Raw genomic sequence first — 19689 nt, 5'->3', positions numbered from 1 at the left:
GTTTCAATTGAAACTGCAAAACCCAGGCACGGCGGATCACAGTTTCAATTGAAACTGCGGACATGGCGCGGGAACGAGGCCGGGGAACCTCGGTGGAGGTCGGGTCAGACGGTGGTGACGACCTCGTCGTAGTCGAGGCGGGGGAGGCGGTCGAACCAGGCGTCGTCGGCCGGCTTGCCGATGTTCACCGCGACCAGGACCTGCTGCTTGCCGCCGGGGAAGAACTCCTCGTTGATGCCCGCGGCGTCGAAGCCGGTCATCGGGCCCGCCGCCAGGCCGGCCGCGCGGACGCCCAGGATGAAGTAGGCGACCTGCAGGGACGCGTTGAGCTTCGCGTTCTGCTCGCGGAAGGTGTCGTCGGCGAAGATGTCCTTCGCGTTCGGGGCGTGCGGGAACACCCGCGGCAGGTTCTCGTGGAAGTCGGTGTCGGCGGCCAGCAGCGCGACCAGCGGGGCCTTCTCGGTCTTGCCCCGGTTGCCCTCCATCAGGTGCGGCAGCAGGCGCTGCTTGCCCTCCTCGGAACGCACCAGCACGATCCGCAGCGGCTGCTGGTTCATCGACGTCGGAGCCCACTTGACCAGGTCGTAGATGGCCTGGACCTGCTCGTCGGACACCGGTTCGTCGGTGAACGCGTTCGCGGTGCGGGCCTCGCGGAACAGCAGGTCCTGCGCCTCAGCGCCGAGCACGAGCTGCGCCTGGTCGACAGCGGTCATGGTGGTCCTCCCAAATGAGTTCGCGGTGGACCCGCCCCCGCTCGGGCGGATCCACCCACCACAACCTCGTTGAACCTTCAAGAATTCCCGGTCACTCGAAGATTCCGATGATTTCGTTGAACGCCACACCGACGAACAGGGCCAGGCACAGCACCATCATCGTGTTCGACAGCCACCGGGACCGGTGCTCGGCGGGCATCATCGTCTTCGAGTTCAGCAGCACCAGCAAGGTCCCCGCCAGGAACGGCATGAACAGCGCGCCCAGCACGCCGTACACCACGGTCAGCTGGAACGGCTTGCCCAGGAACAGCAGCAGCATCGGCGGGAAGGTCAACCACAGCAGGTAGACGCGGTAGGCGGTGCTGTTCATGCCCGCCTTGTGGTCGTAGTCGCCCGCGCTCTCCGGCGGCGCGTCCTTCGGCAGCCGCCAGGTGCGCCACCAGTCGGCGAACAGCAGGCTGACGCCGTTCCACACGCCGATCACCGAGCTGAACGCGACCGCGAAGAAGCCCACCAGGAACGGGATCCGCGCCCACTGCCCGTAGTCGGCGGCCAGCGTGTCGCTGAGCTGGAGCAGCCCCTTGTCGCCGCTGGTCAGGTCGTGCCCGAGCAGGATCTCCGCACCGACCACCAGCATCGCGACCACGAAGATCCCGGTGGTGAGGTAGCCGACGGCGTTGTCCGCGCGCATGAACGGCATCCAGCGCGGGGTCCGCCAGCCCTTGGCGAAGGTCCAGTAGCCGTAGGCGGCCATGGTGATCGTGCCGCCGACGCCGCCCATCAGCCCGAGGACGTAGGCGACCGACCCGTCCGGCAGCGTCGGCACCAGCCCCTCGCCCAGTTCCAGCAGGTTCGGGCCGACCAGCACCGCGGTGCCGACCACGGTCACGAACATGACGCCGACCAGGACGGTCATGACCTTCTCGAGCAGCGCGTACCGGCCGAACCACACCAGCGCCAGCCCGAGCAGACCGCAGATGATCGCCCAGCCGCTGACCGGAAGCACCGGGAACAGCGCGTTCAGCGGCAGCGCCGAGGCCGACATCGCGGTCGCGCCGTAGATGAAGCCCCAGACCACCGCGTAGGCGCCGAAGTAGCCGACCGCCCAGCGGCCCATCGTGCGCCAGCCGGCAAGCATGGTCCGCCCGGAGGCCAGGTGCCAGCGCCCCACGGCTTCGCCGAGCGCCAGCTTGAAGATCGTGCCGAGCACCACCGCCCAGAACAGGGCGTAGCCGAAGCGGGACCCGGCGACGAGGGTGGCGACCAGATCACCCGCGCCGACACCGGTCGCCGCGGCCATGATGCCGGGACCGACTTGCTTGATCTTGGCCCGCCAAGTCGGTTCGGGCGCGGTGGCGTCCGAGGTGTTCGCGTCTGCAGCAGCCATGCCGGGGAAGCTAACCCGAAATTTCGGACGAAATCGATCACGGCGACCGAACCGTGACTTCACCGCGCACGTCGAACACGATCAGGTGGCCAGCGCCACCGCGCCGGAGCATCCCCGCGATCCCTGGTCAGCGACGTCGACCAGCCGCCACCAGTGCCTTCTGCGCGTTCCCGGGGCCCGGATCGATCATCGAGTTGATCAACCGCAGCGCAGCGTCCCGTGCGAGGGGTCACCCGCGCGAAAACATCTATGCGAGCACCGTTTAGACTATTCAGGTTGCCTCGGCGAGGTCGGGACGTTCGCCCGGCGTGATCGGCGCGGTGGCACGGTGACCGCCGACTCATTCGGTTGGTGCACTGATGTCGCTCATACCCCGGGTGCCCGTTTGCGGCACCGCGTCGATTCGCTCCAGCAGCGCGTCCCACCGCCGCGAGGCCAGCGACCAATTCACGTTCGCCCGACGTCATGAGGAGTGCACCACCGTGTCCGAGGTTCGTATCGCCGTCGAACAGCGCACCGAGTTCGGCAAGGGTGCGGCCCGCCGCACCCGTCGTGCCGGCAAGATCCCCGCGGTCCTCTACGGCCACGGCTCCGACCCGAAGCACCTGTCGCTGCCGTCCGTCGAGTTCGCCCGCGCCATCCGCGAGAACGGTCACAACGCGGTCCTGACCCTCGAGGTGGCTGGCAGCGGCAGCGAGCTCGCGCTGACCAAGACCATCACCAGCCACTCGATCAAGGGCTACATCGAGCACGTCGACCTGCTGCTGGTCAAGCGCGGCGAGAAGGTCACCGTCGCGGTTCCGGTCGTGCTCGCCGGCGAGGCGGGCCCGGGCGCCCTGGTCAGCCAGGCCACCACCGAGATCGAGATCGAGGCCGAGGCCCTGCACATCCCGGAGCAGCTCGAGCTGTCCATCGCGGGCGCCGAGGTCGGCACCCAGTTCCACGCCTCCGACATCGAGCTGCCGAAGGGCGTCACCCTGCAGTCCGACCCGGAGCTGCTGATCGTCAACGTCACCGAGGCCGCGGCCGCGATGGCCGAGGAAGCCGCCGAGGGCGAGGCCGCCGAAGGCGAGTCCGAGGAGGCCTGACCCTCCCCCGACGTCTGGCGCACCGCGCGCTGTCCCACTTCAGGGTGGGGCAGCGCGCGACGTGCCATCTGACGGGTGCGCAGAATGGGGATGCATCCCCGCGCAGCCAGCTAGAGCAGGAGACTTCCCACCGTGACTTCCCCGGACGCGGTTTCGCTGATCGTCGGGCTCGGCAACCCGGGCCCGCGCTACGCCGGCAACCGGCACAACATCGGTTTCCTGGTCGCCGACGAGCTCGCGGATCGGGTCGGCGGGAAGTTCAAGGCGCACAAGTCCGGCGCCGAGGTCGTCGAAGGACGGCTGTCCGGGGCCCGCGCGGTGCTGGTGAAGCCGCGCTCGTTCATGAACCTCTCCGGTGGCCCGGTGGCCGGCGCGGTGAAGTTCTACAAGACCCCGCCGGAATCCCTCATCGTGATCCACGACGAGCTGGACCTGCCGTTCGGCACCATCCGGCTCAAGCGCGGCGGTGGCGAGAACGGCCACAACGGCCTGCGCTCGATCAGCAAGTCCGTCGGCACCCGCGACTACATCCGGGTCCGCTTCGGCATCGGCCGGCCGCCTGGCCGGATGGACCCGGCCGACTACGTCCTCAAGGACTTCTCCACCGTCGAGCGCAAGGAACTGGCGTACTTCATCGACGTCTGCGCCGACGCGGTCGAGGCCGTCGCCACCAAGGGCCTCGAAGCCGCGCAGAACCAGTTCCACTGACCCCGGCCCGGCCCACGCCGCCGGAACTTCCGCAAATTCAATGGAAATCGGACGTCCAATTTCCATTGAATTTGCGTGCGGTCACTCGGCTGGGACGAGGGAGGCCGTGGCGGCTCGTTGGAGCTTGCCGGAGGGGGTTTTCGGCAGCGCGCCCGGCGCGAGCACCACGATCGCGGACGGGCGGACGCCGACCGCGTCGACGACTCGGGCCGCGACCTGCTTGCGCAGCTGCTTCTCCGCTTCCGCGTCGCCCGCGAAGCGGGACTCCAGGACCACGGCGAAGCGCTCGCGGCGGCTTCCGGCCTCCTGCCGGACCGCGGCGGCGTTGCCCGCCCGCACCCCGTCGACCTCGCAGACCGCCCGCTCGATGTCGACCGGGTAGATGTTGCGGCCACCCATGATGATCACGTCCTTGCGGCGGCCGCAGATCACCACCTGCCCGTCGATCAGGTAGCCCTCGTCCCCGGTGTCCAGCCAGCCCTCGCTGTCCTGAGTGGACAAGGGCCCGTCAACGGTCAGGTAGCCCGGCGTCACCGCGGCACCGCGGATGCGCAGGCGTCCGACCTGGCGCTCCCCCAGCTGCCGCCCACCGTCGTCGACCACGTCGACCTCCAGCCCCGGCAGCGGACGGCCGAGCAGCGCGAACTGCCGCGCTCGCGGGGCGTCCGGCGACACCGGCTCGGCCCGCCGCCGCTGCTCCAGCGCGTCGGCGTCAACGACGTCGACCTCCAGCCCGCGCCCGAGCTCCGCGAAGGAGACCGCGAGCGTCGCCTCCGCCATCCCGAACGCGCACACCACGGTCGTCGGGCTGAGCCCGAACCGGGCGCCGGCGTCGGTGAAGGTCCGCACCGCCGCGGGATCGATGGGTTCCGCGCCGTTGAGCGCGAAGCGGAGGCTGGACAGGTCGAAGTCGCCGTCGTCGGCGCGCGCCATCCGGCGGCCGACGATCGCGTAGGCGAAGTTCGGCGCCGCCGTCACGGTGCCGCGGTACTTGCTGATCAGCTCCGGCCACAGCAGCGGTCGGGTCAGGAAGTCCGCCGGGGTCGCCTTGACCGCCGACATGCCGATGGCCATCGGCACCGTCAGGCAGCCGACCATCCCCATGTCGTGGAACAGCGGCAGCCACGACACCGCGACGTCCCGCTCGGCGTCCAGACCGGCGGCCTCGACCATCGCCAGCACGTTGGCGTGCAGGTTGCCGTAGGTGATCCGCACGCCCTTCGGGATGGCGGTGGAACCGCTGGTCAGCTGCAGCAGCGCAGTGGCGTCCTCCGCCACCTCCACTGGTTCGGCCAGCGGCTCGGCGTCGGCCGAGGCGAGCGCGGCCAGATCCCGGTACGGGATCGAGTTCTCCTCCAGCAGACCGGAGAGCTCCTCGAACGGAGGCCCCAGCAGCACCAGGCGCGCGTCGATCATCTTCAGCACGCGCAGCGTGTCCTCGGCCCAGTGCGCGAGATCCGTCCGCGGAGTCGGCTGGTGCAGCATGGTCACGCTGCCGCCGCCGAGCCACACGGCCTGCACCGCGGGCGCGATCAGCCCCGGATCCGCCGCCAGGATCGCGACGGCGGTGCCGGGCTCGAGCTCGAGCGCCCCGGCGATCCGCCGCGCGTCGTCGTGCACCTGGCCCCACGTGCGGAACCAGGGCTTCCCGGGCACGCCGGTGGTGAGCCCCCGCCCGTTCTCCCCGGAGTTGCGCTGCGCGGACGCCACGAGCGTCTCCACGAACCGACTCATGTGACGCAGCTTACGATCCGCGCGATCACCTGCACAAAAAGACGCGCGCACCCCTCAGAACTCCGACGGCATGGGCGCCCACACGGTCCACTCGGCGCTTTCGCACGAAATCGCCACCGCACCCCGCAGGGCAAGGTCCCGAGCCCCACCCAACCGCACCTCAGGGGACCGTGACTCAACCCAGCCACAAGAAACCCCGAAAACGCGAGCCCACCCCCGATCGCAACCACCACTGAAAATCGCGGAGAGGCGGTACAGCTCAGCTGAGCTGGTCGGCGAGCTCCATCCAACGCGCTTCGACGTCGTCCTTCTCCTGGTGCAGCGCGCGCAGCTCCACGTTCAGCTCCGCCAACCGCTCCGGTTCCGTCGCGGCCTCCGCGAGCTTCTCGTGCAGCTTCTGCTCCTTGTCCGCGAGCTTGTCGAGCTGCCGCTCGCACCGCGCGAGCTCCTTGCGTGCCGCGTGCTCCTCCGCGCCCGAGAGCCCGCTCGGCTTCGCCGCGTCGGTGGCCTGCTTGCCGATGCTGCTGTCCTCCGCTTCCAGCAGCGACTCGCGGCGCTTCAGGTACTCGTCGATGCCGCCGGGCAGGTGCGTCAGCCGGCCGTCGCCGAACAGCGCGTGCACGCTGTCGCACACCCGCTCCACCAGGTACCGGTCGTGCGAGACGACCACCAGCGTGCCCGGCCAGGTGTCGAGCAGGTCTTCCAGCTGCTGGAGGGTGTCGATGTCCAGGTCGTTGGTCGGCTCGTCCAGGACCAGCACGTTCGGCTCGGCCATCAGCAACCGCGCCAGCTGCAGCCGGCGGCGCTCACCACCGGACAGGTCCCCGACCGGCGTCCACTGGCGGCCCTTGCCGAACCCGAACCGCTCGCCCAGCTGGGAGGCGGACAGCTCGTACTTGCCGAGGGTGATCCGCTCGGCGACGTCCTCGATCGCCTCCAGCACGCGCCAGTCGCCGGGAAGGTCGTGCAGCTCCTGGGTGAGGTGGGCCAGGCGGACGGTCTTGCCCTCGATGCGCTTGCCCGCGTCCGGCTCGCGCTCACCGGCGAGCAGCTTGAGCAGCGTCGTCTTGCCGGAGCCGTTGACGCCGACCAGGCCGATCCGGTCGCCGGGGCCGATCCGCCAGGTCACGCCGTCCAGCAGGGCCCGGTCGGCGATCCGCAGGTCGACGTCCTCCAGCTCCAGCACGGTCTTGCCCAGGCGCCGCTTGGCGAAGGCGAGCAGCTCGACGGAGTCGCGCGGTTCCGGCACGTCGGAGATCAGCGCCTCGGCGGCTTCGACCCGGTAGCGCGGCTTGGACGTGCGGGCCTTGGCGCCGCGCTGCAGCCACGCGAGTTCCTTGCGCGCGAGGTTCTGCCGCTTGTCCTCGGCGGCCTGCGCGATCCGGGCGCGCTCGGCGCGGGCGAAGATCCAGTCCGCGTAGCCGCCCTCGTACTGCTCGACGCGGCCGTCCACGACCTCCCAGGTCCGGTTGCAGACGGTGTCCAGGAACCAGCGGTCGTGGGTGACGACGACCAGCGCGCACCTGCGCTCGAGCAGGTGGTCGGCCAGCCAGCGCACGCCCTCGACGTCGAGGTGGTTGGTCGGCTCGTCCAGCACCAGCAGGTCGATGTCGCGGACCAGCGCGGCGGCCAGCGCGACGCGGCGGCGCTCGCCACCGGAGAAGTCCTTGACCGGGGTGTCCAGCCCGAGCCTGGTCATGCCGAGCCCGCTGAGCACCGAGCGGACCTTCGCGTCGGCGGCCCACTCGTGCTCGGCGGTGAAGCCGTGCGGGTCGAGCACGGCGTTGCGCACGGTGGCGTCCTCGGGGAGCTCGGTGCGCTGCGTGACCACGGCCATCCGCAGGTCGCGCGACTGGCTCACCCGGCCGTCGTCCGGTTCGGCGAGACCGGCGAGCACCTCGAGCAGCGTCGTCTTGCCGCCGCCGTTGAGCCCGACGACCCCGACCCGCTCGCCAGCGGACACGCCGAGGGACACGCCGTCCAGCAGCGGGCGCACGCCGTAGCTCTTGTGGACCGATTCGAGATTGACCAGGTTCACCATCGAGTGCTCGTCTACTCCATCAACTGCGTTGCGTGGTCAGGGGTCGACCACAGTTTCAATGGAAACTGTGATCCGCCGTGCCTGGGTTCCGCAGTTTCAATTGAAACTGCGGAATGGGACGCCCGGAGCATCACCCGCCAGGCTGACACCTAGGCGTGGACCTGGGGCGGGGTGGGTCGGTGGGCCGGTTCCTCGGACACGAGCTTCGCGCCCGGCACCGGGCCGTGGGCCACCCGGACCGTCCGGCACACGCCCGCGCCGGAGAGCTCCGCCGCCACGCGCACCGCGGCGTCCGCGTCCGTGCACAGGAAGGCGCAGGTCGGACCGGAGCCCGAGACGATGCCCGCGAGCGCACCCGCCTGCACACCCGCGCGCAGCGTGCGGCGCAGACCCGGGCGCAGCGACACCGCCGCGGCCTGCAGGTCGTTGCCCAGCAGCAGCGCGAGCTGGCGGGGATCTCCGGAGGCCAGCGCCTCCAGCAGCGGCTCGACCTCGCCGACGCGGTTCGGCCGGGACTCCGCCCGCAGCCGGTCCAGCTCGCCGTACGCGGCGGGGGTGCTCAGGCCTTCCTTGTCGAGCGCGATCACCCAGTGGAAGGTGTGCCGGGCCAGCACCGGCACCAGCCGCTCGCCGCGGCCCGTGCCCAGCGCGGTGCCGCCCTGCAGGGAGAACGGGACGTCGCTGCCCAGCTTCGCGGCGAACTCGCTGAGCTCGTCGCGCCCCAGTTCGAGCCGCCAGAGCTGGTTGAGCGCCAGCAGCGTCGCAGCCGCGTCAGCGCTGCCCCCGGCCATGCCGCCGGCGACCGGGATGCCCTTGTTGATCGACACCCGCACGCCGGGTTCCTCCGGGTCCCGACCGCTGTGCTCGGCGAGCAGCCGCACCGCCTTCCAGGCCAGGTTGGTGGCGTCGGTGGGCACCGAGTCGGCGCCCTCGCCCTGCACGTCGATGCCGGGTTCCTCGGCCGCCAGCACGGTGACCTCGTCGGTCATCGACAACGCTTGGAAGACGGTGACCAGCTCGTGGTAGCCGTCCGGCCTCGCATCGCCGACCGACAGGTGCAGGTTCACCTTCGCCGGAACGCGAACGGTGATGGGGGTAGGAACCACGGAGAGCACAGCTAAAGCCTACGTGTCCCCGGAACCCCACCGCTTACTTCCCTGCACACGAGGCCGGAAACGGTGGAGGGCACCGACCGGGCCGTGGCCCGGAGGGTGCCCTCCACCGCTGTGCGACCGGTCAGGAAGCCGGGATGACGGCGACGCCGCCCCACTTCTTGTTGATGAAGTCCTTGACCTCCGGGGAGCGCAGCAGCTCCGCCAGCTTCGCGATCCGCGGGTCCTTCGCCAGCGCCGGGGTGGTCACCAGGCCGTTGGCGTACGGGTTGTTCTCCGGGCTCTCCACGATGACCGGGTCCTTCAGGTTGGCCTTGATCGCGTAGTTGCCGTTGACCACCGCGGCGGCCGCGTCGTCGACCGAGCGCGGCAGCTGGTCCGGCGACAGGTCCTTGAAGTCGATGTTCTTCGGGTTCTCCGCGATCGCGTCCGCCAACCGGGTGCCGACCGAGGCCTCCGGCTTGAGCTTGATCAGCCCGCCCTGCTCCAGCAGCTTCAGGCCGCGGAACTGGTTGGCCGGGTCGTTGGACAGCGTCACGGTCGCGCCGTTCGGGATGTCGTTCAGCGACTTGAACTGCTTGGAGTACGCCGCGAGCGGCTCCAGGTGCACCGGCGCGACCCACGCGAAGTCGCCGCCGCGCTGCTGGCGGTACTCGTCGAGGTAGGGCTGGTGCTGGAAGTAGTTCGCGTCCAGCTCGCCGTGCGTCAGCGCCTCGTTGGGCCGGTTGTAGTCGTCGAACTTGGTGATCTCGATCTGGATCCCGGCCTTCTCGGCGAGGTTGTCCTTGACGTACTCGAGGATCTCGCCGTGCGGGGTCGGGTTGACGCCGACGCGGATGGGCGCGTTGGGGTCCTCGGCCGCGGACGTGCCACCGCACGCGGTCAGCGCCAGACCGGCGGCGGCCACCAGGGCAGCGAAGCGCAAACGCATCAGGGATTGTCCTTTCTGGACGTGCAGAACGGGAAAGGTCCCGAACGAAGGGGGAATCGGGTCCTCGGACCCGTGAAGTTCCGGGGGGATCAGCCGGCCGCGACGCGGCGGCGGTCGACCAGCTTGGCCGTGAGATCCGTGATCAGCTGCATGGCGAAGGCCAGCACCGCGAGCACCACGACGGAGCCGTACAGCAGCCGGTCGTCGTACCCCTGGTAGCCGTCCTGGATCGCCGTCGTGCCCAGGCCACCGCCGCCGATCGCGCCCGCCATCGCGGCGTAGCCGATCAGCGCCACCGCGGTGACGCCGACGGCGCCGACCAGCGCGGCCCGCGCCTCGCCGAGCAGCACCGTCCACACGATCCGCAACCGGCTGGAGCCGGTGGTGATCGCCGCTTCCACGACGGTGAAGCTGACCTCGCGCAACGCGTTCTGCGTCAACCGCGCGAAGAACGGCACCGCACCGATGGTCAGCGGCACGATCACCGCGGTGCTGCCGATCGACGTGCCGATCAGCAGCCGGGTGAACGAGGCCAGCACCACCAGCAGCACCACGAACGGCACCGAGCGCACGACGTCGACGACGACGCCGAGCACCCGGTACAGCACTGGCTTCGGGTTCAGCCCGACCGGCGAGCTCAGGTGCAGCAGAACTCCCAGCGGCAGGCCTCCCAGCACTGCCAGCAGGGTGGAGATCAACACCATGTAGAGCGTGCCGAGCGTTGCTTCACCGAGAACCGAGAAGACCTCCGACCAGGGGGTCACATCACTCACGCAGCAACTCCGTCAACACAAACCGGGGCACGGCGCACGTGCGCGTCCCGTTCGACCATCCACTTCAGGGCGGCCTCGGAGCGCTCACCGCTCAGGCCGACCTTGAACTTGGCGACCGGCGTGTCACCGAGGCGGGTCAGCCCGCCACCGAGGATCGCCAGCTCCACGCCGAACCGGCTCGCCGCCTCCGGCAGCAGCGCCCCGACCGCGGCGAAGCCGACCAGCACGACCTCGGCGACCACGTCGTGGCGGCCGTCGGACGGGCGCAGCGGCTCGGCCTGGTCGGTGGCGGGCAGCAGCGAGGAGCTGACCCGGCTGCCGGGCTCGGAGACGAGGTCGAGCACCTTGCCGTGCTCCACCACGCGACCGTCCTCCAGCACCGCGACGTCGTCGGCGATCTTGCGCACCACGGCCATGTCGTGGGTGACCACCAGGACGGTGACGCCGAGCTCGGCGCGGGCGCGGTCCAGCACGGTCAGCACCGAGTCGGTGGTGCCGGGGTCCAGCGCGGAAGTCGGTTCGTCGGCCAGCAGGACCGACGGCTTGGCGGCCAGCGCCCGGGCGACCGCGATCCGCTGCCGCTGCCCGCCGGAGAGCTGGTCGGGGTAGACCGAAGCCTTGTCGGACAGGCCGACGAGGTCCAGCAGCTCGCCGACGCGGGTGCGCCGCTGCGGCCCGGACACGCCTGCCGCCTCCAGCGGCAGCGCGACGTTGCCCGCGGCCGTGCGCTGGCGCAGCAGCGAATCCCCTTGCGGGACAACGCCGATCTGCCGGCGAGCAGCGCGCAGGGCACGGCCGTCCAGGGAAACCAGGTCGGTGCCGTCCACCCGGATGGCGCCCGAGTCCGGCTTCTCCAGCAGCGCGATGCACCGCGCCAGCGTCGACTTGCCGGCACCGCTCGGGCCGACCACACCGCACACCGCGCCGGCCGGAACCTCCATGGTGACGCCGTTGAGGGCGCGCACGGACCCGTTGCCGCTCTGGAAGGACTTGGTCAGGTTCTCGACTGTGATCACGATCGACTCCACATCAGCTCGCGACGGCCGCGCTCCACCGCGGGAGCAGCGGGCCAGGGAACTTCGGAAACGGAGGAAAGGGGCTGGGTCACATCGCGCGACGACAGGCGGTGGTGGTGCGTCGCCCGTGGTCGATGACGCGACGCTGCGTCAGCAGCCTCCGGATGTGGCTTTGCGACGACGATCCGGCCAGCAGCACGGGGGTGTCACCCGCAGGCGGACTGGCTAACAGCGCGTTGGAATCCACAGCTACTCCATCGGTCCTGGCGTTAGCACCTGCCCATCGGGTGGTTGCTGCGGCGTCGCGGAGCCAGGTCTCTCGGCCGCTCGGGATGGATTTCCCGAATAGTAGAACCCACTGGCGGATTCCAGCGCAAGTTGATAGTCGTCACTTTCTGGAATCGTTCGCCAAATCACACACCCGGACGAGCAGGAAACCCCTGGACATCAAGGGATGCGGGTGACCCGGAGTAGCGGCCCGGTTCCGCTTGGCAAGCGCCCAGACGGGTGGATCAGGCAGCGCCGTCGGCAGCCGCGGCTTCCGCGATGCGAGCGAAATCAGCGATCTGCAGCTGCTCCCCGCGAGCCGTCGGCTCGACGCCGGCAGCGCGCAGCAGGGCCTCCGCGCGCGCCGCGGAACCGGCCCAGCCGGACAGCGCGCTGCGCAACGTCTTGCGCCGCTGGGCGAACGCCGCGTCCACGACGCGGAAGACGTCCTCGCGCCGCGCGGTCGACGGCGGGTCGACGCGCCGGAACGACACCAGCCCGGAGTCCACATTGGGCACCGGCCAGAACACCTTGCGCGGCACCGGACCCGCCCGCCGCACGTCGGCGTACCAGGCGGCCTTGACGCTCGGCACGCCGTAAACCCGGCTGCCGGGTTCCGCGGACATCCGGTCGGCGACCTCGGCCTGCACCATGACCAGCCCGTGCTGCAGGCTCGGCAGCTCCGCCAGCAGGTGCAGCACGACCGGAACGGCCACGTTGTAGGGCAGGTTCGCGACGAGCGCGGTCGGCGGCACGGGGAAGTCCTCAGCACGCACGCGCAACGCGTCGGCCTCGATCACGGTGAGCCGGTCGGCCAACCCCGGCGCGAACTCCTCGGCGGTGCGCGGCAACCGCGCAGCGAGCACCGGATCGATCTCGACCGCGGTCACCGCACCAGCGGCCGGCAGCAGCGCGAGCGTCAGCGAGCCGAGCCCGGGCCCGACCTCCAGGGCGACGTCGTCAGCGGTGACCGACGCCGAGGACACGATGCGCCGCACCGTGTTCGGGTCGTGCACGAAGTTCTGCCCGAGCTTCTTCGTCGGTCGAATGCCCAACTCCCCGGCCAGCCGACGCACGTCGGCCGGGCCGAGCAGCGCCGCCTGCTGGTCGTCCACAGTCAAAAACTACCCGCACCCCCCACCACCACCCCGAGCAGGTGCCGAACGCCGTGAAGGGCACCTCCAGGCTTCTGGAGGTGCCCTTCACGGGAGGAGTCAGCTCAGGCCGAGCTTGGAGGAGCAGCCGGGCCAGGCACCGTAGCTGCCGCCGCGGGCGGCTCGGACCTTCTCCGCGATCGCGATCTGCTGCTCGCGGCTGGCCTGGTGCGGGTACGGGGCGTACTGGTCGCCGCCGTAGGCGTCCCAGGTGGACTTGTCGAACTGCAGGCCGCCGTAGTAGCCGTTGCCGCTGTTCATGGCCCAGTTGCCGGTCGCCTCGCACTGCGCGAGCTTGTCCCAGACACCGCTGGCGCTGCTCGGCGGCTGCTTGCCGCCGACGCGCACGACCTTCTCCTGCGCTTCCTTGGTGACCTTCTCGCCGACCGTCTCGCGGTTGACCTCTTCGCCGTTGCGAGTGGTCACGCGGGTGGTCACGATCTTCTCACCGGGCACGCCGGGGAACTCGACCCGCTCCTCGCCCTTGAACATCGAGTTGTCGACGATCTCGCGGACCGGCGGCTCGACGGGCATCGTCACGTTGATCACCGTGCTGCTGTTGCGCACGATGCTGACCTCGGCACCGCTGACCAGTCGCTGGTCGCCGCCGGGCGTGATGGTGTCCTCGGCGCCGAGCTTGAGGTTCTGCTCCTTGACCAGCTCGTCGATGTTCGCGGCGGTCGTGGTGATCTTGCGCGGCTCGTTGGCGCCGTCGATGACGGTGATGTCCTTGCTGGTCTTGATGACCAGCTCCATGCCGTCCGAGGGCACGGCCATGCCGCGGTCGGCGGACAGCCAGGCGCCGTCGGTGGGCACGCCGAGCTGCTGCAGCGCCTGCCCGACGGTGACCGAGCGGACCCACTCCTCGCGGATCTCGCCGTCCACGTTGAGCTTGAGCAGGCGACCGCGGTCGAGGGTGATGGTGTCGCCGTGGCCGACCTTGGCCTGCGGGGACGGGCTCAGCGCGTCGTGCGGGCCGACCGCGATGCCCTCTTCGGCGAGGACCTCGCCGACGGTGCTGTCGAAGGTGTTGACGGTGGTCTCGTGCCCGTCGACCTCGACGGTCACCGACTTGTCCATCGCGGCGGCCGCGCCGCCGGTGCCGGTGAGGGTGAGCAGCACGCCGGCCACCGCACCCTTGAGGAAGCGCCGCTTCCAGGTGGTGACCGCTTCGACGACCTCCGCGGGCGGAGCCTCGCTCTCCTCGGCCTCCGGGAGCGCGTCCGGGATGACCAGGGGCGGCAGGACGGTGGTCTCGGCGTTGATCAGCCGGATGACCTCGTCGACGTCGATCTCGGCGGTGGCGAGCATGTCCTCGGCGTCGGGTCCGAGGGCCTCGTAGATGTCCGCCGGGGTGATGTCCAGAGCACCCGGCGGGAAGCTGGGGTGGTCCTCGGCCGGGTAGGCCGGGTACGCGTCGTCGGGCCGCTCCAGCAGGCCGACGGCGGTGTGCTGCTCGGCCGGGCCCACCGGGGTGAACCAGTCCGTCGCAGAGTCGAAGGAATCGGCCCAGTAACCCTCGGTCCGATGACCGGGATAGCTGGGTTCGCCGCGTCCGTTCACAGGGTCGCTACCTCCCGAAGGCGGAAGTCGCGCTGGTGCAGGACGAGGATCGCGTCGGGCGAGACCATGTCTTCGCTCAACTCCTCACTCCCGGCAGGCGCACAACCTTCGTGCTTCGTGTCTGTATCCGACTCCCGCAAGCCAACTGCCGTCCAGCCGACCGGGGCGTCCTGTGCTCCGGCCCGCTTCCCCGACGTACACCGGCGAGACTAACGGGCGTTCCCCATGACTGGTTGTCATCGGTTACGAGGCCGAGACTCTAGCGTGATCAATGGGTGCAGCCAAGAACCCCGCTCGCCGCTGTGATCTGGGTTACGCCGGTTTGCCGGGCAACCAACCACGATCAGTTAGCTAAATCGCCCGAATTTGCCCCGTTCGGAGGTACCGAAGCAGGTGCGTTAACTGGTTAGCGAAGGCGTTCTGGTGACATATCACACGGGCCCGACGCCGACTGTTAGCGCAGCAAAACGGCCGTTTCCCGGCCTCCGTGGCGAGAAGACGACACGAGCCCGGCTCGAGCGCGCTGCGTGCTCGAGCCGGGCTCCCCTCCCCTCACCGTGGGATCTCTACGTCCCAGGGCGAGTCGTTCCCCTCATCTCGGCAGTCCCAACTTGCGCGCGCAGGCGGGCCAAGCCGAGTAGCCACCTCGATCCGCGCGCAAGGACTCGGCGATGGCGATCTGCTGCTCTCGCGTCGCCAGGTGCGGCAAGCGCTGGAACTGCTCGCCGCCGTAGGCCCGCCAGGTCGAGCGGTTGAACTGCAGGCCGCCGTAGTAGCCGTTCCCGGAGTTGATCGCCCAGTTGCCACCGGACTCGCACTGCGCCAGCCGGTCCCAGACTCCGGCGGCCTCGGCAGTGCTCGGCGACACCGCCGCGCCCGTCACCGCGCCGGAGAGCACGATGGCCGCAGCCGCGGTCGACTTCGCGAAAATACGGAACTTCATCGCAATCCTGACTGCTGTGCCTCCGGGCAGGAGGGCCTCCGCCTAGCAGCGGCGGAGTTCGGGGGATGCCCTCCATCCCGGCTTCCGAAGTGGACGGTAAGGAGGGCGCAGCGGACTGCAAGCGGGCGCGGTCGAACGCCCAATATCAAGAAACTGCCGGTGAACGGATGCGGCCCCGGGTTACACCGGATCGAGCGCGAAGAGCCGCTCGGCCGTGGCGGTGGTCGCTACGACGAGTTCTTCCAGTGTCATGCCACGGAGTTCGGCAAGATCCCGCAAGGTGTAATTGACGCAGTACGGCTCGTTCGGCTGTCCCCGGAAGGGGTGCGGGGTCAGGAACGGCGCGTCGGTCTCCACCACCATCTGCTCCAGCGGCACCAGCTGAGCCGCCTCGCGCAGACCCTTGGCGTTGGCGTTGCGGAAGGTCGCGGTGCCCGCGAACGACAGCACGTACCCCGCGCGCACGCACGCGCGCGCGAAGTCGGCGTCCCCGGAGAAGCAGTGGAACACCACCTTCTCCGGCGCTCCCTCCTCCTCGAGGATCCGCAGGATGTCCTGGTGCGCGTCGCGGTCGTGGATCATCAGCGGCTTGCCGCTGCGCTTGGCCAGGTCGATGTGCCAGCGGAACGCCTCCTGCTGCGGCTCCGGCGGCGAGTAGTCCCAGTAGTAGTCGAGGCCGGTCTCGCCGACCGCGACCACCCGCGGGTGCTCGACGAGCTCCTCCAGCACGCCGCGCTCCGCATCGGCGAAGTCCTTGGTGCGGGTCGGGTGCAGCGCGACGGCGGCGAAAACCCGGTCGTCCCAGGTGGCCGCCTCGACCGCCCACTGGGCGGAGGCGATGTCGTCGGCGACCGTCACGACCCGGCCGATGCCCGCGGACTCGGCGCGGTCCACAATGGCCCGCACCTCGTCGGGCGTCTTCGCGCCGCAGGCGTCCAGGTGGGTGTGGGCGTCCACCGCGAGCGCCGGCAACGCCTCCGGCACCGGCGGCAGCTCCCGCTTCCGGTCCCGCTTGCTCATCGCACCCCTCCCAATACCGGCGGCACCCAGGTCGTCGACCTCGGGTTCCGGTCGTTCAGCACGGGTGAGGGGCACCCGCGACCGACCGGCCGCGGATGCCCCTCGACAAGACGGATCAGCTCTCGATCGGGGCCCACTCCGGGCCCGTCTCGCCGAGCTTCGGGTCGAGCTTGGCGAACAGCGGCGTCGGCTTGTTCAGCGGGCGGCCCACCTCGATGTCGGTGGACTCCCACTTCGCCTGCTCTGCCGCGTACTCGCCCATCAGCACCGGGTACTCGATGCTCGCGTCGTCCAGGTCCTGCACCTCGCGGATCTCCGGCTGCGCCGCCCAGACCCCGGTGCCGCCCAGCAGCTCGTGCACCTTCTGCGCCGAGTGCGGCAGGAACGGGGTGAGCAGCGTGTTGGCGTCGGAGACCACCTGCAGCGCGGTGTGCAGGACGGCGTCGCGCCGGTCCGGGTCCTCCTTGAGCTTCCACGGCTCCTGGTCGGACAGGTACTTGTTCGCGGCCGAGACCACCCGCATCGCTTCCTGCGAAGCGGCCTTGAACCGGGACTGCTCCAGGTGCTTACCGACCGTCTCGAAAGCGTTGCGGGACAACGTCTTCAGCTCCTGGTCGGCCGCCTGCGGGGCGGTCGGGGCGGGCACCGCGCCGTTGTTCTTCGCGGCCATCGAGATGGAGCGGTTGACCAGGTTGCCCCACTCGTTGGCCAGCTCGAAGTTGGTGCGGCGGACGAACTCGTCCCAGGTGAAGTCGGTGTCCTGGTTCTCAGGGCCGGCCACCGAGATGAAGTAGCGCAGGGTGTCCGGGCCGAACTCGCGCAGGAAGTCCCGCACGTAGATCACCGTGCCGCGGGAGGTGGAGAACTTCGACCCGCTCATGGTGAGGAACTCGCTGGAGACGATCTCGTCCGGCAGGTTCAGCTCGCCGAACGGGCCGGGCGTGCCGCCCTTGTCGCCCTGGCCGTTGTGGCCCATCAGCAGCGTCGGCCAGATCTGGGCGTGGAAGGTGATGTTGTCCTTGCCCATGAAGTAGTAGCCCTTGGCCGACGGGTCGGTCCACCACTGCTTCCAGGCGTCGGCGTCACCGGTCCGGCGGGCCCACTCGACGCTGGCCGACAAGTAGCCGATCACAGCGTCGAACCACACGTAGAACCGCTTCATCGGCTGGTCGCGCCAGCCGTCCAGCGGGATCGGCACGCCCCAGTCCAGGTCGCGGCTGATCGCGCGCGGCCGCATGTCCTCGACCAGGTTCTGCGCGAACTTGAGCACGTTGGGCCGCCAGCCGGTGCGGGTCGACAGCCACTTGCCCAGCGACTCGGTGAAGGCGGGCAGGTCCAGGAACAGGTGCTCGGTCTCGACGAACTCCGGCTTCTCGCCGTTGATCCGCGACACCGGGTTGATCAGGTCGGCCGGGTCGAGCTGGTTGCCGCAGTTGTCGCACTGGTCGCCGCGCGCGCCGTCGTAACCGCAGATCGGGCAGGTGCCCTCGATGTAGCGGTCGGGCAGCGTGCGGCCGGTGGACGGGCTGATCGCGCCGGTCGTGGTCTTGGGCAGCACGTAGCCGTTGCGGTGCAGCGCGAGGAAGATCTGCTGGACGACCTCGTAGTGGTTGCCCGTGGTGGTGCGGGTGAACAGGTCGTAGGACAGCCCGAGGCCCTGCAGGTCCTCGGCGATGACCCGGTTGTACTTGTCCGCGAGCTGACGCGTGGTCAGGCCTTCGTTCTCGGCCTGCACCGAGATCGGGGTGCCGTGCTCGTCCGTGCCGGACACCATGAGGACCTGGTTGCCCGCCATTCGCTGGTAGCGCGAGAAGACGTCCGAGGGCACACCGAAGCCGGAGACGTGGCCGATGTGCCGCGGACCGTTGGCGTAGGGCCAAGCCACAGCGGTCAACACAGAGGCACTCATAGCGACCAGCCTACGGTTCGAGCAGGTGTGACCTCGAACGGGTTCCTGGTTCCGCCCGCGCGATCAGGTCAGCAGCGGACCGGGCGGGCGTTGGCCGGATCCAGGGCGTTCAGGACGAGGTCGGCGACGTGGGGGTTGAAGGCGACCGCGACGTGTTCGGAGTAGTCGTTCGGGCAGACGTCCTGGAGGACGGTGTTGGTCGCGTTGGGGGCGTCGAGGTAGCCGCTGGTGTACGGGGTGACCAGCTGGTCGTACTTCGTCATGATCGTCGTGTACTCGACGCCCGGGACCGCCGCGCCGCCCTCGTTGAGCTTCTGCATGAAGTCGGAGCCCTTGAAGAACTGCCGGCACGCGCCGCACAGCTCGTCCGGGATCTGGCCGACGACCGGGATCTCCTCGGCGATCCGGTCGAGCAGCTCGGTGGTGTTCTGCAGCGTGGTGCCGTCGTAGAGCGGGGTGATCGCGACGTAGCGCTGCACCTCGTCGGCGCCGCCGAGGAACTTCAGGTAGTACTGCGGCATCACGGTCCCCTCGGAGTGGCCGACCAGGTCGACCTTCTCCGCACCGGTCGCGGCCAACACCTCGTCCACGAAGGTCGCGAGCTCGGGGGCGCTCTCCTCCATCGGCGAGAAGCCGCCGGTGAGCGGCGGCACCAGCGGTGGGCGTCCGTAGGTCAGCGCGAACACGCAGTAGCCCTCGTCGACCAGCTTCGGCCCCAGGTACGCCCAGTTCGTCGGGGCGGATCCGCCGAGGCCGTGCACCAGCACCACGGGCGTCGGGTGCTGCTCGCCGGGCTGGCAGCTCCAGTCGTTGACGCCGGGCGGGGCGGGCTCGACGTTGGCTGGCGCGGCAGCCGCCGGGGTCGCCGTGACCGCGAGCAGCGCCGCCAGTCCGGCCAGGACACCTCTGATCCGCATGTTCCGACCTCACCTCGTCGCGGGGCGTTTTCCGAAACACAACGGACTCGGATCGCTGAGGTGACGCGACGCGCCTGATCAACCGCCGAGTTCACCCGTACGCGCGCCGGAGCGGGTCAGGCGAGGTCGGCGCGGAAGAAGTCGACGTTGTACGGGCCCCACTGGGTCAGGGTGAAGTGGATCGCCGGGCCGTCGGCGGACCAGGGGTGCTGGTAGCCGCCGTAGAGGGCGGGGTACTGGGCACCGGAGACGAGGACCTCGCCGTCGGTCCACGGGCCGGTCAGCTCCGGAGCGGTGCGCAGCACGATCGCCGCGCGGTGCTCGTCGAGGTGGACCGCGAACCACTCCCCGAAGTAGCTGTTGAACTGCACGGACAGCTCTGCGACCGGGGCGCTGAGCACCGGTTCGGCGGC

The 19689-nt window shown here is 69.9% G+C and carries 17 protein-coding genes, 1 pseudogene and 1 riboswitch; of the genes and pseudogenes, 2 read left to right on the top strand and 16 right to left on the bottom strand.

What is annotated here, in order from left to right; genetic code table 11:
• Positions 1-104: 104 nt before the first annotated feature.
• On the bottom strand, positions 105-713 hold the full coding sequence (locus ABTZ89_RS18200) for a malonic semialdehyde reductase (RefSeq protein ID WP_270954536.1): 609 nt from the start codon (positions 711-713) through the stop codon (positions 105-107).
• A 91-nt stretch (positions 714-804) separates the two neighbouring features.
• Positions 805-2100, bottom strand: a complete 1296-nt coding sequence (locus tag ABTZ89_RS18195; RefSeq protein WP_270954537.1) for an Nramp family divalent metal transporter — start codon at positions 2098-2100, stop codon at positions 805-807.
• Between the two features lie 482 nt (positions 2101-2582).
• On the opposite strand from ABTZ89_RS18195, the gene ABTZ89_RS18190 reads away from it, so the two are divergent.
• Positions 2583-3188 carry a 50S ribosomal protein L25/general stress protein Ctc gene (locus ABTZ89_RS18190; RefSeq protein ID WP_270954538.1) on the top strand — a complete coding sequence of 202 codons (606 nt, stop codon included), beginning with the start codon at positions 2583-2585 and terminating at the stop codon, positions 3186-3188.
• Positions 3189-3320: 132 nt separating this feature from the next.
• A complete protein-coding gene (gene pth, locus ABTZ89_RS18185; protein ID WP_270954539.1) occupies positions 3321-3896 on the top strand; it encodes an aminoacyl-tRNA hydrolase in 576 nt (191 codons plus the stop codon).
• A gap of 81 nt (positions 3897-3977) precedes the next feature.
• Here the strand turns inward: pth and ABTZ89_RS18180 are convergent, their stop codons facing one another.
• From ABTZ89_RS18180 to ABTZ89_RS18115, 14 genes and pseudogenes are all read right to left on the bottom strand, one after another.
• The gene (locus tag ABTZ89_RS18180; protein ID WP_351046026.1) at positions 3978-5630 is read right to left on the bottom strand and encodes a fatty acyl-AMP ligase; all 1653 of its coding nucleotides are present in this window, start codon (positions 5628-5630) and stop codon (positions 3978-3980) included.
• A 259-nt stretch (positions 5631-5889) separates the two neighbouring features.
• Positions 5890-7671, bottom strand: a complete 1782-nt coding sequence (locus ABTZ89_RS18175; protein ID WP_351046023.1) for an ABC-F family ATP-binding cassette domain-containing protein — start codon at positions 7669-7671, stop codon at positions 5890-5892.
• Between the two features lie 149 nt (positions 7672-7820).
• On the bottom strand, positions 7821-8777 hold the full coding sequence (locus ABTZ89_RS18170) for a 4-(cytidine 5'-diphospho)-2-C-methyl-D-erythritol kinase (RefSeq protein WP_270948648.1): 957 nt from the start codon (positions 8775-8777) through the stop codon (positions 7821-7823).
• A gap of 130 nt (positions 8778-8907) precedes the next feature.
• Positions 8908-9714, bottom strand: a complete 807-nt coding sequence (locus ABTZ89_RS18165; protein WP_270948637.1) for a MetQ/NlpA family ABC transporter substrate-binding protein — start codon at positions 9712-9714, stop codon at positions 8908-8910.
• Between the two features lie 89 nt (positions 9715-9803).
• Positions 9804-10487, bottom strand: coding sequence for an ABC transporter permease subunit (locus tag ABTZ89_RS18160; RefSeq protein WP_270948636.1), 684 nt, complete (start codon positions 10485-10487; stop codon positions 9804-9806).
• Positions 10484-11503 carry a methionine ABC transporter ATP-binding protein gene (locus tag ABTZ89_RS18155; protein ID WP_351046018.1) on the bottom strand — a complete coding sequence of 340 codons (1020 nt, stop codon included), beginning with the start codon at positions 11501-11503 and terminating at the stop codon, positions 10484-10486. The genes ABTZ89_RS18160 and ABTZ89_RS18155 overlap by 4 nt, the downstream gene beginning before the upstream one ends.
• Before the next feature lie 88 nt (positions 11504-11591).
• A complete protein-coding gene (locus ABTZ89_RS18150) occupies positions 11592-11750 on the bottom strand; it encodes a hypothetical protein (protein WP_270948634.1) in 159 nt (52 codons plus the stop codon).
• 4 nt (positions 11751-11754) lie between these two features.
• A riboswitch (SAM riboswitch) is annotated at positions 11755-11842 on the bottom strand.
• Positions 11843-12015: 173 nt separating this feature from the next.
• Entirely contained in the window at positions 12016-12885 is an 870-nt protein-coding gene (gene rsmA, locus ABTZ89_RS18145) for a 16S rRNA (adenine(1518)-N(6)/adenine(1519)-N(6))-dimethyltransferase RsmA (RefSeq protein WP_270948633.1), read from the bottom strand.
• Positions 12886-12984: 99 nt separating this feature from the next.
• The gene (locus ABTZ89_RS18140; protein ID WP_351046013.1) at positions 12985-14487 is read right to left on the bottom strand and encodes a resuscitation-promoting factor; all 1503 of its coding nucleotides are present in this window, start codon (positions 14485-14487) and stop codon (positions 12985-12987) included.
• Positions 14488-15079: 592 nt separating this feature from the next.
• Positions 15080-15325, bottom strand: a pseudogene (locus ABTZ89_RS18135) (transglycosylase family protein); the annotation flags it as partial.
• 285 nt (positions 15326-15610) lie between these two features.
• Positions 15611-16450 (bottom strand): TatD family hydrolase, encoded by an 840-nt coding sequence (locus ABTZ89_RS18130; protein WP_270948630.1) that lies wholly within the window; start codon positions 16448-16450, stop codon positions 15611-15613.
• Between the two features lie 115 nt (positions 16451-16565).
• Complete coding sequence (metG, locus tag ABTZ89_RS18125) at positions 16566-18359, bottom strand: methionine--tRNA ligase (protein ID WP_270948628.1); 1794 nt, start codon at positions 18357-18359, stop codon at positions 16566-16568.
• A gap of 68 nt (positions 18360-18427) precedes the next feature.
• A complete protein-coding gene (locus ABTZ89_RS18120; RefSeq protein WP_351046009.1) occupies positions 18428-19276 on the bottom strand; it encodes a lipase family alpha/beta hydrolase in 849 nt (282 codons plus the stop codon).
• Between the two features lie 116 nt (positions 19277-19392).
• Positions 19393-19689, bottom strand: a 297-nt coding sequence (locus ABTZ89_RS18115) for a DUF4185 domain-containing protein (protein ID WP_351046006.1), incomplete at its 5' end; no start/stop codon positions are given.

This window comes from Saccharopolyspora sp. NPDC002686 (assembly GCF_040295745.1).
In the GTDB taxonomy this organism is placed as follows: Bacteria; Actinomycetota; Actinomycetes; order Mycobacteriales; family Pseudonocardiaceae; genus Saccharopolyspora; species Saccharopolyspora oryzae.
The sequence above is the reverse complement of the archived record's forward strand: the minus strand, read 5'-3'. Positions and strand labels throughout refer to the sequence as shown.